The organism is Thermotoga profunda AZM34c06, from assembly GCF_000828675.1.
Taxonomy (GTDB): Bacteria; Thermotogota; Thermotogae; order Thermotogales; family DSM-5069; genus Pseudothermotoga_B; species Pseudothermotoga_B profunda.
Map to the genome: position 1 here is coordinate 983,658 of NZ_AP014510.1, position 15,492 is coordinate 999,149.

Below are 15,492 nucleotides of genomic sequence, written 5' to 3' on the forward strand. Positions count from 1 at the left end.
ATGAAAAAGATCATGATGAAGGGTGTCGAAGCAATAGGTGAAGCTGCCATAAAAGCTGGGTGCAGAAATTACTTTGGTTATCCTATTACACCACAAAGTGAGTTAACAGAGTACATGGCTCGGCGTTTGCCAGAGGTTAATGGCAGTTTCTTGCAAGCCGAGAGTGAGGTTGCGGCTGTGAACATGATTTATGGTGCTTCGAGTGTTGGAAAACGTGTCATGACATCTACATCATCTCCTGGTTTTAGCTTGATGCAGGAAGGGATTTCCTATATTGCATGTGCTCAATTACCAGCTGTTTTTGTGAATGTAGTTCGCGGTGGACCCGGTCTGGGTGACATCCAACCATCTCAAGGAGATTACTTTCAAGCCACAAAAGGTGGTGGACATGGTGATTATAGATTAATTGTCCTTTCACCTTCGACCGTCCAAGAAGCTACAGAACTTACAATACTTGCCTTTGATTTGGCAGATAGGTACAGAAATCCCGTGTTGATCTTTGCGGACGGCCTACTTGGGCAGATGATGGAACCAGTTACTTTCGAAGAAAGAGAAATAATCTACGATAATAGCAGTTGGGCATTGACTGGCGCAAAAAATAGATCGCCCAGACAGGTGACTTCGTTCAATATAGATCCATATGGCTTGGAAAAAATGAATATAGAACTGCAGAAAAAATATCGACAAATAGAAGCAAACGAGGTTCGATACGAAGAATTTCTCACAGAAGATGCCGATATTCTGATCGTTGCACATGGAACAGTTGGAAGAATCACTAAGAGTGTTGTGAAGATGGCAAGAGAAGAAGGCTTGAAGATTGGTTTATTTAGACCAATTACTTTATATCCCTATCCTTACGATGCCTTAGCGAGACTTGCTGAAAATATGTCTTTGATCATGACAGTAGAAATGAGTTCTGGTCAAATGCTTGAAGATGTTAAACTCGCAGTTTGTGGAAAAACCAAAGTCGAATTTTATGGGAGAATGGCAGGAGTCGTTCCAACACCTGAGGAAATTTTCACTCACCTAAAAAGTTTAATTAGGAGGCAATGAAAATGGAATTCACAGCTATTTACAAGATGCCTGATTCTTTGAGTAAGAAACCGTTTACATACTGTCCTGGTTGTCATCACGGAATTGTCCATAGATTGATCGCAGAGGTAATAGACGAATTGGGAATAAGGGAAAAGACGATAATCGTCGCTCCTGTGGGATGTTCTGTTTTTGCTTATGAGTTTTTCAACCTTGATGGGACAGTTGCTCCACATGGTAGAGCGACTGCTGTAGCAACCGGAATGAAACGTGCAAGACCGGATCTTGTGGTTTTTACATATCAAGGCGATGGAGACCTGGCAGCCATTGGAACTGCAGAGACAATTCATACAGCAAATAGAGGAGAAAGGGTTACCACAATATTTATAAACAACGCAATATATGGTATGACAGGTGGACAAATGGCTCCAACAACCTTGCTTGGTATGAAGACCACGACATCTCCGTATGGCAGATCACCAGAAAAAGAGGGTTATCCTGTACATATCTGTGAGATATTGAAAGAACTCAAAGGAGTAGCTTTCTTAGCACGTACAAAAGTTACAACGCCAAAGGATGTTTTGACAACAAAGAAGTATATTAAGAAAGCCTTCTTAGCTCAGATAAAAGATATAGGCTATGGACTGGTCGAAGTTTTGTCAACCTGTCCAACAAACTGGGGTATGCCTCCTATAAAAGCCATGCAGTGGCTTGAACAAAATATGGTGGTAGAATATCCTCTTGGTGTCTTCGTGGATAAGGTTGGTGAAGACAAATGACACACAGTATAATCTTTGCTGGTTTTGGAGGACAAGGAGTTATGCTCATGGGGCAGGTACTCGCCCAAGCGGGTATGAATGAGAATAAGTATGTAACATGGTTCCCATCTTATGGTCCAGAGATGCGTGGAGGAACGGCAAATTGTACAGTGGTTGTCAGTGAAGAACCTGTCGCCTCACCAGTTGTGGAGATGCCAACCGAAGTTGTGGCGATGAACATACCTTCGCTTTTGAAGTTCGAATCAAAAGTCAAGAAAAATGGTTGTCTGTTTATAAATATTTCAGTTGTTGATAGAAAACCTCAAAGATCTGACATCGAGGTTTATGAGGTGCCCGCGAATGATATCGCCGAAAGACTGGGAAACCTCAAAGTCGCAAATATGGTAATGCTTGGTAGCTTTGTTCAGGTAACAAAATGCGTTAGCATAGATTCTTTGATTGAAGCTGTGAAGTACAAACTTTCCTTAAGAAATTCCGAGATTATCGAACTTAATATCAAAGCGATCTTTGAAGGAGCAAAACACGTAGGCGGATAAGATAGACCCACCCATTGGCCGGAGCGAAGCTCCGGCATTTTTTTATTCTTCGTAAATCATCTTTACTGTCATACCACCATCAACTGTAAAATTAACGCCCGTGATAAAACCTGATTTCTCATCATCTGCGAGAAATAAACACAAGTTGGCTATATCCAAAGGATCGCCAACTCTTCCCGCTGGATGTTGTGAATGATCTATAGGTCTCAATTGTGGTTCTTTCCTTAATTGTCTCTTTTTCCATAGAGAGGTCTCTATCCAACCTGGACTTATGCATACCACTCTTATTCGATATCTTGCAAGGCTTATGGCAAGTGAATGTGTTAAGGCAACGACACCACCTTTTGATGCAGAATATGGTTCAGTATCTGGTTCTGACTGAAATGCCCTCGTACTGGCTATATTGATGATCACACCACCTGGATTTTTAATCATTTGCTGTGCGCAATATTTTGAACAAAGATATGGACCAGTCAAGTTCACCTGTATGACTCTATTCCATTCTTCAAATGTTCTCTCAAAGATACTCTTTGTTGAACTTATCGCAGCGTTGTTAACAAGAACATTTATCCTTCCATAAATCTGTACAGTCCTTTCAACCATTGATCTTACAGAATCTTCATTGGAAACATCAGTTCTCACAAAAATAGCATCAAAACCTTTTTCTTTGAGAATAGATTCTCTTTCCCGACCGGCTTCTTCATCGAGTTCTGCTATGATAACTTTCATTCCATTAGCACAAAAACTCTCGGCGATTGCCGCGCCTATTCCTTGACCACCACCGGTGATTACAGCTACCTTATCTTTGAGCATGACGAACACCTCTCACAAGAGTTGTGATAGTTTCTCGTATGAAATTTGAGCTATTTGTCTTGCATCCAAATTCCAGTATTGTTCATTGAAAAGTTCCACGGATACTACTCCGCTGTATCCAATCTTTCTCAGTGTTTTGATGAAATCATTTAGCGGTAGTATTCCATCTGTTGGCATAACTCTATCTGAATCTTTGATTTCTCTACCTTCGATTTTTGGAAGGTCATTGATATGCACAATGAATATATCTTCGGGATCCGTTTGCTGCACATCTTCAAGGGTCGAGCTTCCCCCAAAAAGATGACAAGTATCAATTACAAGACCTACATTCTTTCGATCCACAGCTTTAACTATCTCTCTTGCAACACTCAACTTGTTTACAGAGCAATTCTGAAATCCAAGAAATTCAAAGGCGAGTTTTACATCGTAATGATCTGCCAGTTTTGAGAGTTCCTTCAGAACACCGATGGTTTCTCTTTTTATCTCTTCTTCTGGCAATCTCTCTTGGATAAAACCCGGAACGACTATGAGAACTTTGGCTCGAACATCTTGGGCTAACGCGCAAAGCATTTCACATTCTTCGAGTTTTTCACCAAAATCCTTGCTAAAGGTTGCCTGTTCAAGTGAATTAATTGTATAAGGCTCAATGGCATTTTTCACAAAATCTTTGACGATATCCTCCACGCTGTGCCATTTCATGGCGTCAAATAACTTTGTTTTCCAGATCTCAAGCACATCGAACCCAGCGGCACTGGCTGAGGAAATATCACTAAATAGATCGTACTTCATGGAAGTAGCGCCGTTGAAACCTTTTAGCATAGATTCACCTCCCCACCAATTAACTGTAAAATGTTGAGATTTTCTTGGTCTTAATATTAGCACAAATTGAAAATCTTTTCGAATATAATTTTGTAGGGAGGAAAATATGTGAGAATAGTTTTTCTTGGCACAGCAGCTGCTGTTTCAACACCCAGTAGAGACAATACATCTCTTCTTGTGAACGATTTTCTCATAGATTGTTCTGGCAACTTGTTTGGAAAGATGAAAAAGGTCGGGTATGACCCTTTAAAACTCCAAGGCATAATCATAACCCATGGACATGTTGATCATATCTATGGATTGCCTTCTCTGATAGAGATGTTAAGGCTTTCAGGGAGAAGAGACCCATTAAAGATTTATGTTGGAAGACATTTCTATGAACTTACCGAAGTCTATCTTGAAATGCATGGACTTTTATACCAAGAAAAAGGTTTTGAGATAGAATTAAGAGCTGTTAATTACGAGAAACAGCTATTGATAAATGATTCGAAGATATCTATCGAGACATTTCCTGTAAAACATTCTGTTCCTAATATAGGTTTGAAAATCAGATCCAATGGAGTGACAGTTATATACACAAGCGATACTGAACTGTGTGAAGATATGATCGATCTTTTCAATGATGTAGATCTTTTGATACACGAATCAACTTGTAGTTATCTTTACTCGAAAAAAACTGAAGGTCATACGTGTGCTGAAGATGCTGCGAGATTCGCGCAGTTGTCTAACGCGAAAGTACTCTGTCTTGTTCACATCGGACCAGAAATAGATGGTAACGAAACAAAGTTAATCAATGAGCTCAAACAATATTTTCTCGGAAAGATATTAATACCCAATGATCTTGATAGAATAGTACTTTGAAGGGGGAAAGGAAATGACAAAGTTCAGCTATAAGAATGTCTTTTTGCTTGGTTTTGGTTTTTTTGGCATAAGCGTTCTTTGGCCTTTGTACAATGCCTATGTTCCAATTTTTCTGAAGGATTTTGCCCTATCTTCTTTCGTGATAGGTATAGTGATGACCATCGACAATCTTTTCGCAATCTTCATGCTCCCTTATATAGGTACACTGAGCGATCAAACTCGAACAAGATTTGGGAGGAGAAAGCCATACATCCTTTTTGGAGCACCGTTGGGAGCCTTGTTTTTCTGTTTGATACCTTTGATGCGTGATACAAAATCTTTATTTTTGATGATGACAGTGATCGTGATCATGAATTTTTCAATGGCGCTTTTCCGATCACCTGTAATAGCTTTGATGCCAGACATCACTCCTTCTGCTTATAGAAGTCAGGCAAATGGGATCATCAATTTCATGGGAGGATTTGGGGCACTTTTGGCTTATTTTGCAGGTAAACCACTTTATGACGCACATTATTCATATCCATTCTTTGCCGGTGCTCTGTTGATGATTTTTGCAAACGTTCTTGTGATTGTATTCATAAGAGAGCCAAAAGAGTATACAATAACTCAAGATAAAGTGAGTGTTATCGAGACTGTGAAAAAAGGTAACAAAGAACTTCTGGACAATTTAAAGGACGTGTTTCACTCAAAAGAAAGAAGTCTATTGTTTATCTTGCTGTCTATACTGTTTTGGTTTATAGGATTTAATGCCTTAGAAACTTTTTTCACAAGTTATGCTAAGTTCTATCTGAATATATCTGAAAGTACAGGAGCACTTGTCCTTGGTGTTTTTTCCTTGACTTTCATGCTATTTTCGATACCAGCGGGTTTGATTGGTTCAAGGATTGGGAGAAAGAAGACCATAAGTATTGGGCTTCTCATATTGATGCTATGCCTTTTAATAGTGGTTATTATATCCGCTTTTTCACAGAACAAATCCATTCTACTTTCAATGTTTTTCATGTTGTTCGCAATAAGTGGTATGGGTTGGGCATTGGTGAATGTCAATTCACTTCCAATGGTAGTGGACATGACCAAATCAGAAAAGGTCGGTGGATATACAGGTCTGTATTATTTCTTCTCCATGGCTGCGAATATTTTTGCACCACCTTTGGCAGGTGTTTTCATCGACACATTGGGTTATCAATCTTTGATGGTCTTTTCAATAATTTTTGTCACTTTGTCGTTCGTAACAATGAGATTTGTGAGAAGAGGTGAGGTCGAACAACATTGAATGTGCATCTATCTGCGTGATCCTAAAAATTAAAGTCATTGTGAATAGACAAAAAAACTGTCTTTGTGTGCAATTATCTGTACTTGTTGATTTATGTCAAACGTTTCTTCACTGTTTATGAAAAGCATATCTTCTATACCTTCTATTTTAATTTCATAACGATGCTTAGAACCAAGGTACAGTTTTCCCACTATTGTGCCTTCGAACCTAAGATCACCTTCACCTACAGTAACGTTTTGCTGAATTGGCAAGACTTTAGCTTCTTCAGCCCTTATAACTATGTGTATTTCTCCTTGGTCAATTTGAAATTCAAAATTACCGATCTTTGTTGTTCCTTTAGCCAAAGGTGTTATTCTTAAAATGCTGTTTACACCTACAAAGTCGGCAACAAATAGATTAACAGGGCTTTTGTACACCTGCTGAGGTGTTCCAATCTGAAGCACTTTTCCATTGTGCATTATGACTATTCTGTCAGCTATGCTGAGAGCCTCTTCTTGATCATGGGTCACATACAACGTAGGTATCTTCAACTTCTTTTGCAGGGCTTTCAACTCGAATCTTATTCTCATTCTGATCTTGGCATCAAGGTTTGACAGAGGCTCATCCAATAACAATACATCTGGTTCCACTACGATCGCTCTTGCCAATGCAACACGTTGTTGTTGACCTCCGGAGAGTTGATTTGGTTTTCTCTGAGCTAAGGGGGCTATATCCAAAAAGTTTAGTGCCCATTCTACTCTCTCTTGGATCGTTTTTTTATCGTACTTTCGTATCTTCAAACCATATGCGACATTCTCAAAGACTGTCATGTGCGGCCATAGAGCGTAATTTTGGAAAAACATGGCTACATTTCTCTTCTCTGGTGGAAGGTTTGTAATGTCTTTCGATTTTACAAGTATCTTTCCAGAATCCAATTGCACAAAACCGGCTATGGATCTTAAAAGAGTGGTTTTTCCAGAACCACTTGGTCCTATGACTGCAAGCAGTTCTGCATCTTCTATTTCTATACTCACATCGTCAAGAGCTTTGACTTGACCATAGGATTTGCACAAATTCTGTGCCTGCAAGATAGTCATGCATTCAACCTCCCAAACCAGCTATATACTCGGCTTTCAAAAATCTCTCGATGAGTATCATGAAGATCAACGAGGGTATCACCAGTATTATCGCAATCACGCTTGCTATTTGAAGGTTATATCCCATACTTGATGTGTACATCAAAACAGGAGCTGTTTGAATAAACGGCGCACCTATGAAAAAGGCTGCTGTGAATTCCCCCATCGACCAAAGAAAGACATAGATTGCTCCGGCGATGATGCCTGGAATTGCCAATGGGAAAGTTATGGTCCGGAAAACCTTGAATCTGCTCGCTCCGAGATTCTGTGCGGCCTGCTCAAATTCAACGGGTATAGATTTAAAGGTAGCAGTTATAATCCAAAGCGAGAAAACCAATGAAGCCATGGTGTGTGCAAGTATGATTCCCCAAATATTACCCCTGAGCCCTAAGCGTCCAAAGATACTGGCAAGGTTTATGAAAACAGGTAGCTGTGGAAAGGCTTGTGGCATCAAAAAAAGCAGAAGAAGAATCCTCTCAAATGGCAATCTGTATCTTGCAAAACCATATGCCGCTGGGATTGCGAGCAGGATAGAGAAAGCGACTGTTAACAAAGCAACAACTACACTTAAGACCAATGAATTTAAAACTCTTCCTTGTCTGAAGACCTCAGACCAGTACCTTAAAGTGAATTCCTGAGGCAATGGACTTGGCCAATACCAGATCTTAGCAAAACTCCAAATGACAATTCCAATTATGGGGCCTATCATAATCAATAGCATGAATATGATAAAAACTATCCTTGCTGTTAATCGCCAGATGGAGAATCTCACCCTTTTATACCCCCTCGTTCCGCAGCCATAAACCTCAGATAATAAATTGCAAGGACGATAACAATTAAATACGAAATCACACCCAAGGCATTTGCAACTCCCCAATCATTGAAAAAGTTGATTCTGAACATCATATCAACGGTTATCATATTTGGAGTATTTGGGCCAATCATAACTGGTATAGTTAAACTACTTATCGTTCTCACAAATGTGAGTATAGCTGCAACCATTATCGAAGGTTTGCACATAGGAATAATCACAGTGAAAACGATTCTTGTTTTAGAAGCACCAAGATTTCTGGCAGCATCAATGTAGGAACTATCAAGAGCTCTAAAGGCTCCAAGGATTATTAAGGCAGCGTATGGAGTCATAACCCACACAAAAGTCCACAACAATCCTATCCAATTTCTCGAGAAACCTGGCAATTCCTCAATTCTGAGAATTCTTGTGAGAAGACTATTCAGTGTACCATGTGGTGCGAGAAAAATTCTCATGGCATGACCAACTATCAAAAATGGAATGAACAGTGGCAGACGGTACATCACATCTAAAAATCTCCATTCCTTGAATCTCAGATAACTCGCCAAAAGAACGCTCAAAATCAATACAACCAAAACTGTACCAACTGTCATAACAACTGAATAAAGAATATCTCGTGAATATATTTCAAAAACTTTCCCATAATTAGCCCAACTCAAATGACCATCTTTAATAAAACTGATCCAAACAGCACGAATCAAAGGATAGATATACAGAAATATCAGAACTAAAAAGGCAGGTAAGATCAGTAAGAAACCTATTAGGCGATTCCTAAGTTCTATTTTCATAGATCTCACCCACAAAAAGCAGAGCCTGCCGGCTCTGCCTGTTATTTTTCAACCCATTTTTCGTATGCTTCTTGCATATCTTGTTTGTATGGAAGTAATGGCATTGGCTTTCCATATTTGAGTAGCTCTGCTTGTTTAACATCTTTGTAGATTCTGTCAAGAACTTCTTTTGTCAAATAAGGTGTCATAAAATCATCGCCAATTGCAGGGTACCAATTGAATCTTTCAACAATATACTTTGCTTGCATTTTTGGTGAAGAAACAAATTCGATGAGTTTCAATGCGTAATCAGCATTTGCGGCTTTTGTTGGTATAGCAAAGTGCATGGGTTGACCTGGCATACCAGGATCCAGCAATATAATCCTGATATTTGGGTCCATTCTGCCTTCGCGCATCCAAGTATAGAACATGTCAACCCAGACAGGACCCATCCAGATCTCACCACGATTGAGTGCATCTAATGTACCCGCATTTCCTGCAGTCATAGTGACGTATTTGTTAAACTCTTTTAATTCTGCATATATCTGTGGCCAGTCTTCTTCATATTTTTTATCGTATGGACCGTTGATCAGGATATCTGTATTTTTGGATTTCCAGTATACCCAACCAAACACGAATGCAACACCTGACATGCCACCTTTGATACCGTTGTATCCAAATTTACCAGGATTCTTCTTGACCCATTCAACGAGTTCAGCATAAGACTTTGGCGGATCTTTGACAAACTTTGGGTTATAAGCGAGTGCAGTTTGGCTGTGAAACATTGGCATTACATAACCATCCACATTAACTCCAAGAGCCATTTCATCGGTATTTCTTATAGCAAGCCTTTTCGCGGTGAGAAAATCAGTGTACTGTCTTATCAAACCTCGTTCAATAGCCCATACAGCACCTGTTTCATGAATCACAACAACGTCTACTGCCCATTTTTCTTTGCCAGAATCTTTTTCAAGCTGCAGTTGCTGAATGATTTGTTGAGATCCGGCATCACCTGGACCAGTACCTACAACCTTGATTTTCACATTTGGATAAAGCTTTTCAAATTCAGGTGCAATCTCGTATTGGAAGAAATCGACCATGTTCTGATCTCCAGCAACCATCATTGTGAGAGTAACCTTAACGGGAATATCTGATTGCGCAAAGACAAAAATGGATACCAGAACAGTTGTTAAAATTACAAAGAACCTTTTCATGAAACCACCTCCTCCAAGGATGGGTATAACGGGTGAATATTAACCCCCCTCAAGATTTTCTAAATATTTTTTCACAGTTCTATAGGCAATCTTTGCAGCTTCCTCAGTGCCATTTGGTAAGGGTAGACATTCTACAGAAATATATCCTTTGTAGTTTATTTCGTGCAGAGCTTTGAAGGTTGATTCAAAGTCATAATGCCCAGTTCCTGGTGCCCATCTGTTGCTATCTGCAACGTGAAAATGATAAAGTTTATCTGCTATGGAATGGATACTTTCCTCTATCTTTGCCTCTTCTATGTTCATGTGAAAAGTATCTGCAAGTATGCCTACGTTTGTTCTGCCAATCATCTGAACAACTTCATATGTTTCATGGAGCGTATTGAGAAAATCTATTTCATACCTGTTCAAGGGTTCTATCACAAGGACTACTTTCTTTGGAAATGCATAGTCGGCAAGAAATCTCATTTGTTCAACGAATATTTTTGTCACTTCCTGAACAGATCTCTGTTTTTTGTTACCTCTTATAAAGCCTATGATCACCTTACATGAAAAATGTGAAGCAAAATCTATATGATTTTTTAATCTCTCTACGGTGTTCTTTCGAAGATTTTCATCAGGATCGATCAAATTCAAAGCCTCCGCCAAAAATGCTTGCCCTGTTCCCACCGCGGCAACGTCTATTCCAAGTTTTTTAGTAACTTTTACTATTTCATTCGCATCTACCTTTTTGGGATCTCTGATAGCGATTTCAACTGCATCATAGCCAATCTTCTTTGCCATCTCTAATCCTTTCACAAGATCTCCTTTGAAAGCGAGAGAATTAAATGCGGCATCAGAAGTACTTATTACAAGAGCTATTTTCAAGTAATTCACCCCCGTTGTAGCAATTCATAAACCTTTTCTAAGGCTTCTTTTCCCATTTTATCTATGTACAACTTTGCAGTTTTCTTGAGTTCATCCTTTGCATTGCCCACGGCTATACCGATACCTGCTGTCCTCAATATTTCAAGATCATTCATACTATCACCCATAGCAACTACTTCATTTGTCGATATTCCCAACATTTTGCAAAGTTCCTTTAGAGCTTTCCCTTTGTTGACAGATTTAGGTAATATCTCTAATAAATCATCCTCTGATCTGACGACATCGGCCTCTTGTCCAAAAACCCCCGGAAGTTCTATCTCAAGCTTGCTCAAATTGTGTGGATAGCTCGCAAAGACAATTTTTGTAACATCTACTTTCTTTACAAATTCAAGATCGCCGATCGATTTGTATACCAGAGCATCTCTTATCATGTAAGTTGCTGCATTTAAGCCTACATTGTAGGCATAAACTTCCTCACCCACAAAAAAGGCTGCCGTAAGACTTTTGCGTGAAAGGATTATTTCAGTTGCTAACTCAACTGCCTTCTTTGATAAAAGATGTTGTACTAAATATCTTTTTTCAAATGGATCGTATATCCTTGCGCCATTGAAGAGTATTACAGGTGTGGTAATATTGAGTCTCTCAATATAACTTTTTGCAGCAGTCAAAGCGCGACCTGTGGCTATTGAAAATAGAACACCAAGACTCCTTATCTTTTCAACCAACTCGATGGTTCCCTGTGAAATGGTGTGATCTTTTTCCAAAAGAGTGCCATCCAAATCTGAAATCAACAACTTCATTCGTATCTCACCACCGATAAAGTATTTTGGTCAAAATCAAGTCCCACAATTTCATTTTGTTCTGGAAGTTTTAAAGATGAAGGATTTTGAATCTCGATGGATAATATTCCATAATCTGTCTTAACCTCGAAAAATGCACTTGCACCAGTGTAGACCCTTGTTATAACGACTCCATCAATGATACCCTCTTTTGGTTTTACGAATCTTCCTCCCTCAGGTCTCAGAACAAGATAAACTTTTTCATTTACTTCATATTGGATTCCTTCCCTCACATGAACCTCAATCTGGACATTGTTCATCGTACGAATTTTGCATTTATTTTCAGTACATTGAACAACAACTGCTTCGAGAAAATTTGCCTTTCCTATGAAGCCGGCAACGAATTTATTCACTGGGTATCTGTAGATCATCTGAGGTGGATCTTGTTGCATGATGATACCATCTTTCATCACAGTGATTACATCAGACAATGTCATCGCTTCAAGTTGATCATGAGTGACATAAATGCTCGTTATACCGAGACTTGATTGGATTTTTTTCAGTTCAATTCTCATCTGTTCTCTGAGTTTTGCATCGAGGTTAGAAAGGGGTTCATCCAAGAGTAAGACTTTTGGCTGGATCACGAGTGCACGTGCAAGTGCAACTCGTTGCTGCTGACCACCCGAAAGTTGGCTGGGATATCTCTTTTCAAGGCCACTCAAACCAACTATATGAAGTATCTGTGAAACTCTGTTTTTGATTTCTTGAGAAGTCAGTTTTCTATTCTTCAAACCATATGCGACATTTTCAAAGACATTCATATGTGGAAAAAGCGCATAACTTTGAAATACCATGGCCGTTGGTCTTTTATTTGGTGGTTGATCATTTACAATACTACCATCTATCAAAACATCGCCTTTGGTAGCTATCTCAAATCCACCGATAAGTCTCAGGGTAGTCGTTTTACCACACCCAGAAGGTCCAAGCAGTGTCATTAACTGGCCTTTTTTGACACCGAAACTCACATCGTTAACAGCTTTTATGAAAGAACCAGTACTTGGATCTTTGAATTCTTTGGTGAGATTTCTTACCTCAACATAGTACTCTGTCATGACATTGCCCTCCTGATTTTGGTTTGATAAGAGAAGTTTATTGTTATAAATCTGAGGAAGAACATAGCCATTAGGACGATACCTATGAGTACATAACTCAGAGCTGCCGCTTGAGCAAGATCACTGTTACCAACTGCTCCAAGTATTCTCACGGTTATCAAATTCCATTTTCCAGAGACGACAAATATAACGGCACTTATCGCTGTCATACTTCTCACAAAAGCTGTAAAAAGGGCATTGAAAAAAGCGGGCATCAAAAGTGGCAAAGTGATCTTCCAAAAAGTTTTGTTGCTACTGCTTCCAAGATCTAAAGATGCCTCTTCTATAGAACGATCAATTTGATAAAGTGCTGCAACACCGTTTTGAACACCAACAGGTAATTCTCTAAATATGAAAACCAGCACGATAATCATTGCAGTTCCGGTCAGTAAAAGTGGCCTTTGATTGAATGCCAACAGATAGCCTATACCGACAACTGTACCTGGTACAGCAAAAGTCAACAGGGAAATGGCTTCCATAATCCTTCTACCGGGAAACTGTTTTCTTGCCACAAGATAGGCTATCATGATACCGAGGATACCACACAATGGTGTTGCAATACAGGCTAAAAACAAAGTGTCTTTGATGTAATCCCAATTGTATGTAAATGCAAATCTATAATTCTCTAATGTGAGCTTGTGATTAACACCCCAAAGTTTTGTAAATGAACCAAACAACACCGTCCCGTAGAATAGAAAGATCGAGAATACTAAAATTACACAGACAATGGTGAAGATGATCTTCACATATACGTTTGGTTCGAGTACCTTAGCCACTGATGGTTTACCTGTGACTGTGACATAAGATTTTTTTGAGAGCCAATATCTCTGAACAAAAAAGGCGATCAACGTTGGAATTAACAGCAAGATTGCCAATCCAGATCCATATGAAATTCTGTAGGAACCTGTTATTTCAAGATAAGCAGAAACACTCAACACATGGTACCTTCCTCCGAGAATCAATGGAGTTCCAAAATCTGCCATTGACTGAGAGAAAACCAAAAGCCATGCAGATAAAATACCTGGCATAGACAACGGAAAAGTTACTCGCCAAAAGGTGCGCCATTTACTCGAGCCAAGGCTCAGAGATGCTTCCTCAAGGTCTGAACTTATAGAGATCAATATCGCTTCTAAGGTCATAAATGCCGTTGGAAAGTAAGCGAGTGTTTCAACTATAACAAGTCCCCAGAATCCATATATTTCAAAGGGCGGTGTGCCTCCAAACAAATTCTTCGTAATGATCCCATTTCTTCCAAACAGGAGTATCGCCGCAAGTGCAATCACAAAAGGTGGTGAAATTATTGGAAAGGTTGCTACTGTCCTGAAAAATCCTTTGAGCGGTATATTCACTTTGGCTATTGAATAAGCAAAGATGTAACCTATTAGAACACTTATTGAAGCCACAACAACTCCCAGTCTCAAAGTGTTTATTATTGGTGTCACAAAGTATTTCTTACTAAAAAGTGTTTTGTAAACATCAAAACTGTACACACCACTTTTGGACTCGAAACTTTTCAGCCCAACCATCAATATTGGATAGACAACAAAGACAATCAATAGTACCCAGACAAAGATAATCATTGCAAACAAAACAGGCTCATTTACCAATCTTTTTATCTGCTTAAACCAGTTCATTCAATCACCTCAAAAGGGCGTGGCATGACACCACGCCCGTCAATCACATACCGTACTCGATTTCTTCTTTCCATCTTTCAATGAGTCTGTCTTTTTGCTCACCAAAGTATTCAAAATCCATTGGAACAACGTTGACATCTTGCATTTTGACCGCTCCTGGAGCGACCTTTGCCTCTGGATTAATCGGTATTCTGTTCCATTTAACCATCAAGCTCTGAGCTTCTGCGGAGAGCATCCAGTCGATGAATCTGGCTGCAAGGTCTGGTTCGGGTGCGCCCTTGATCATTGACATAGCACCGATTTCATAACCAGTTGGTTCCTTTGGGAAAGTGAGGATCACTGGGTAACCTTTGTCAATGCCTTTTGTGATAATGTCATGTGCAAAGGCTATCCCAACGGTTATCTCACCAAGCCCCGCTTGAGTTACACAGGCAGATCCAGAAGTGTTGTAATGGTGAATTTGCTTGTGTAGCTGTTTCCAATAATCAAAGGCTTTGTCCTCTCCCATGATTGCAACAAGTGCTGCGAGAACTGTGTAGGCTGTACCAGAAGTGTATGGATACGCAAGTGAAATCCTTCCTTTGAACTGAGGCTTTAAGAGATCATACCAAGAAGTGGGCGGTTCGACTCCAAGTTGTTTGAGTTGTTCGGTATTACTTCCAAAGCCAATCGCTCCAAAATAAATTCCTACCCAATAACCATCGGGATCTTTAAAGGCAGCAGGTACCTTTTCTACAGCTTCTGATTTGTAAGGTGCAAGAAGTCCTTTTTTCTTTGCCGCGATTTGATCCAATGCCGGACCACCAAACCAGACACTTGCCTGCGGATTTTTTGATTCAGCCTCTACTCTTGCCAAGAGTTCTCCCGAAGACATTCTCACAACCTGTACTTTGATTCCTGTAGCCTGCTCGAATGCCTTTACATAAATCGGCCACTCGTTTTCATCCAATGCTGTATAGATATGCAAAACTTGTTCCTTTGCAAAAACAAACACAATAATCAGAACAAGTACCAGCACCAAGAATCTTTTCATTCTAAACACCT

General features: G+C 39.6%; 16 protein-coding genes. 5 read left to right on the top strand and 11 right to left on the bottom strand.

Going from position 1 to position 15,492, the window contains the following annotated elements; translation table 11 throughout:
- From TSP02S_RS04765 to TSP02S_RS04775, 3 genes are read left to right on the top strand one after another with little or no spacing between them, the layout of a single operon-like run.
- Positions 1-1,053 carry a 3-methyl-2-oxobutanoate dehydrogenase subunit VorB gene (locus tag TSP02S_RS04765; protein ID WP_041082297.1) on the top strand — a complete coding sequence of 351 codons (1,053 nt, stop codon included), beginning with the start codon at positions 1-3 and terminating at the stop codon, positions 1,051-1,053.
- Between the two features lie 2 nt (positions 1,054-1,055).
- Entirely contained in the window at positions 1,056-1,811 is a 756-nt protein-coding gene (locus TSP02S_RS04770; protein WP_041082299.1) for a thiamine pyrophosphate-dependent enzyme, read from the top strand.
- Positions 1,808-2,347, top strand: coding sequence for a 2-oxoacid:acceptor oxidoreductase family protein (locus tag TSP02S_RS04775; protein WP_041082301.1), 540 nt, complete (start codon positions 1,808-1,810; stop codon positions 2,345-2,347). Before TSP02S_RS04770 ends, TSP02S_RS04775 begins: the two co-directional genes overlap by 4 nt.
- A 42-nt stretch (positions 2,348-2,389) precedes the next feature.
- On the opposite strand, the gene TSP02S_RS04780 is transcribed toward TSP02S_RS04775, so the two are convergent.
- A complete protein-coding gene (locus TSP02S_RS04780) occupies positions 2,390-3,160 on the bottom strand; it encodes a glucose 1-dehydrogenase (RefSeq protein ID WP_041082303.1) in 771 nt (256 codons plus the stop codon).
- A 12-nt stretch (positions 3,161-3,172) separates the two neighbouring features.
- Positions 3,173-3,979 carry a sugar phosphate isomerase/epimerase family protein gene (locus tag TSP02S_RS04785; protein WP_041082305.1) on the bottom strand — a complete coding sequence of 269 codons (807 nt, stop codon included), beginning with the start codon at positions 3,977-3,979 and terminating at the stop codon, positions 3,173-3,175.
- Between the two features lie 108 nt (positions 3,980-4,087).
- On the opposite strand from TSP02S_RS04785, the gene TSP02S_RS04790 reads away from it, so the two are divergent.
- Both TSP02S_RS04790 and TSP02S_RS04795 read left to right on the top strand, forming a co-directional pair.
- Positions 4,088-4,840, top strand: a complete 753-nt coding sequence (locus TSP02S_RS04790; RefSeq protein ID WP_041082307.1) for an MBL fold metallo-hydrolase — start codon at positions 4,088-4,090, stop codon at positions 4,838-4,840.
- Positions 4,841-4,853: 13 nt separating this feature from the next.
- Positions 4,854-6,113: an SLC45 family MFS transporter gene (locus TSP02S_RS04795; RefSeq protein WP_041082309.1), complete on the top strand. Its 1,260-nt coding sequence runs from the start codon at positions 4,854-4,856 to the stop codon at positions 6,111-6,113.
- 35 nt (positions 6,114-6,148) lie between these two features.
- Here the strand turns inward: TSP02S_RS04795 and TSP02S_RS04800 are convergent, their stop codons facing one another.
- From TSP02S_RS04800 to TSP02S_RS04840, 9 genes are read right to left on the bottom strand one after another with little or no spacing between them, the layout of a single operon-like run.
- Positions 6,149-7,189, bottom strand: a complete 1,041-nt coding sequence (locus TSP02S_RS04800) for an ABC transporter ATP-binding protein (RefSeq protein ID WP_041082311.1) — start codon at positions 7,187-7,189, stop codon at positions 6,149-6,151.
- A gap of 4 nt (positions 7,190-7,193) precedes the next feature.
- Positions 7,194-8,000: an ABC transporter permease gene (locus TSP02S_RS04805; RefSeq protein ID WP_041082312.1), complete on the bottom strand. Its 807-nt coding sequence runs from the start codon at positions 7,998-8,000 to the stop codon at positions 7,194-7,196.
- Entirely contained in the window at positions 7,997-8,827 is an 831-nt protein-coding gene (locus TSP02S_RS04810; RefSeq protein ID WP_052465319.1) for an ABC transporter permease, read from the bottom strand. The genes TSP02S_RS04805 and TSP02S_RS04810 overlap by 4 nt, the downstream gene beginning before the upstream one ends.
- 41 nt (positions 8,828-8,868) lie before the next feature.
- Complete coding sequence (locus tag TSP02S_RS04815) at positions 8,869-10,020, bottom strand: extracellular solute-binding protein (RefSeq protein ID WP_052465320.1); 1,152 nt, start codon at positions 10,018-10,020, stop codon at positions 8,869-8,871.
- Between the two features lie 39 nt (positions 10,021-10,059).
- Positions 10,060-10,884, bottom strand: a complete 825-nt coding sequence (gene iolO, locus TSP02S_RS04820; RefSeq protein ID WP_041082314.1) for a 5-keto-L-gluconate epimerase — start codon at positions 10,882-10,884, stop codon at positions 10,060-10,062.
- A gap of 5 nt (positions 10,885-10,889) precedes the next feature.
- Positions 10,890-11,684, bottom strand: a complete 795-nt coding sequence (locus TSP02S_RS04825) for a Cof-type HAD-IIB family hydrolase (RefSeq protein WP_041082316.1) — start codon at positions 11,682-11,684, stop codon at positions 10,890-10,892.
- Entirely contained in the window at positions 11,681-12,775 is a 1,095-nt protein-coding gene (locus TSP02S_RS04830) for an ABC transporter ATP-binding protein (protein ID WP_041082318.1), read from the bottom strand. Before TSP02S_RS04830 ends, TSP02S_RS04825 begins: the two co-directional genes overlap by 4 nt.
- A complete protein-coding gene (locus TSP02S_RS04835) occupies positions 12,772-14,448 on the bottom strand; it encodes an ABC transporter permease (protein WP_041082320.1) in 1,677 nt (558 codons plus the stop codon). The genes TSP02S_RS04830 and TSP02S_RS04835 overlap by 4 nt, the downstream gene beginning before the upstream one ends.
- 43 nt (positions 14,449-14,491) lie before the next feature.
- Positions 14,492-15,481, bottom strand: coding sequence for an ABC transporter substrate-binding protein (locus TSP02S_RS04840; protein ID WP_041082321.1), 990 nt, complete (start codon positions 15,479-15,481; stop codon positions 14,492-14,494).
- Between the last annotated feature and the right edge of the window lie 11 nt (positions 15,482-15,492).

Bases quoted from the DNA above. Each gene is read 5' to 3' on its own strand.
- TSP02S_RS04785 (WP_041082305.1), bottom strand. From the start codon at position 3,979: ATGCTAAAAGGTTTCAACGGCGCTACTTCCATGAAGTACGATCTATTT.
- TSP02S_RS04815 (WP_052465320.1), bottom strand. From the start codon at position 10,020: ATGAAAAGGTTCTTTGTAATTTTAACAACTGTTCTGGTATCCATTTTT.
- TSP02S_RS04765 (WP_041082297.1), top strand. From the start codon at position 1: ATGAAAAAGATCATGATGAAGGGTGTCGAAGCAATAGGTGAAGCTGCC.
- TSP02S_RS04825 (WP_041082316.1), bottom strand. From the start codon at position 11,684: ATGAAGTTGTTGATTTCAGATTTGGATGGCACTCTTTTGGAAAAAGAT.
- TSP02S_RS04795 (WP_041082309.1), top strand. From the start codon at position 4,854: ATGACAAAGTTCAGCTATAAGAATGTCTTTTTGCTTGGTTTTGGTTTT.
- TSP02S_RS04800 (WP_041082311.1), bottom strand. From the start codon at position 7,189: ATGACTATCTTGCAGGCACAGAATTTGTGCAAATCCTATGGTCAAGTC.
- TSP02S_RS04775 (WP_041082301.1), top strand. From the start codon at position 1,808: ATGACACACAGTATAATCTTTGCTGGTTTTGGAGGACAAGGAGTTATG.
- TSP02S_RS04780 (WP_041082303.1), bottom strand. From the start codon at position 3,160: ATGCTCAAAGATAAGGTAGCTGTAATCACCGGTGGTGGTCAAGGAATA.
- TSP02S_RS04830 (WP_041082318.1), bottom strand. From the start codon at position 12,775: ATGACAGAGTACTATGTTGAGGTAAGAAATCTCACCAAAGAATTCAAA.
- TSP02S_RS04835 (WP_041082320.1), bottom strand. From the start codon at position 14,448: ATGAACTGGTTTAAGCAGATAAAAAGATTGGTAAATGAGCCTGTTTTG.
- TSP02S_RS04810 (WP_052465319.1), bottom strand. From the start codon at position 8,827: ATGAAAATAGAACTTAGGAATCGCCTAATAGGTTTCTTACTGATCTTA.
- TSP02S_RS04840 (WP_041082321.1), bottom strand. From the start codon at position 15,481: ATGAAAAGATTCTTGGTGCTGGTACTTGTTCTGATTATTGTGTTTGTT.
- TSP02S_RS04770 (WP_041082299.1), top strand. From the start codon at position 1,056: ATGGAATTCACAGCTATTTACAAGATGCCTGATTCTTTGAGTAAGAAA.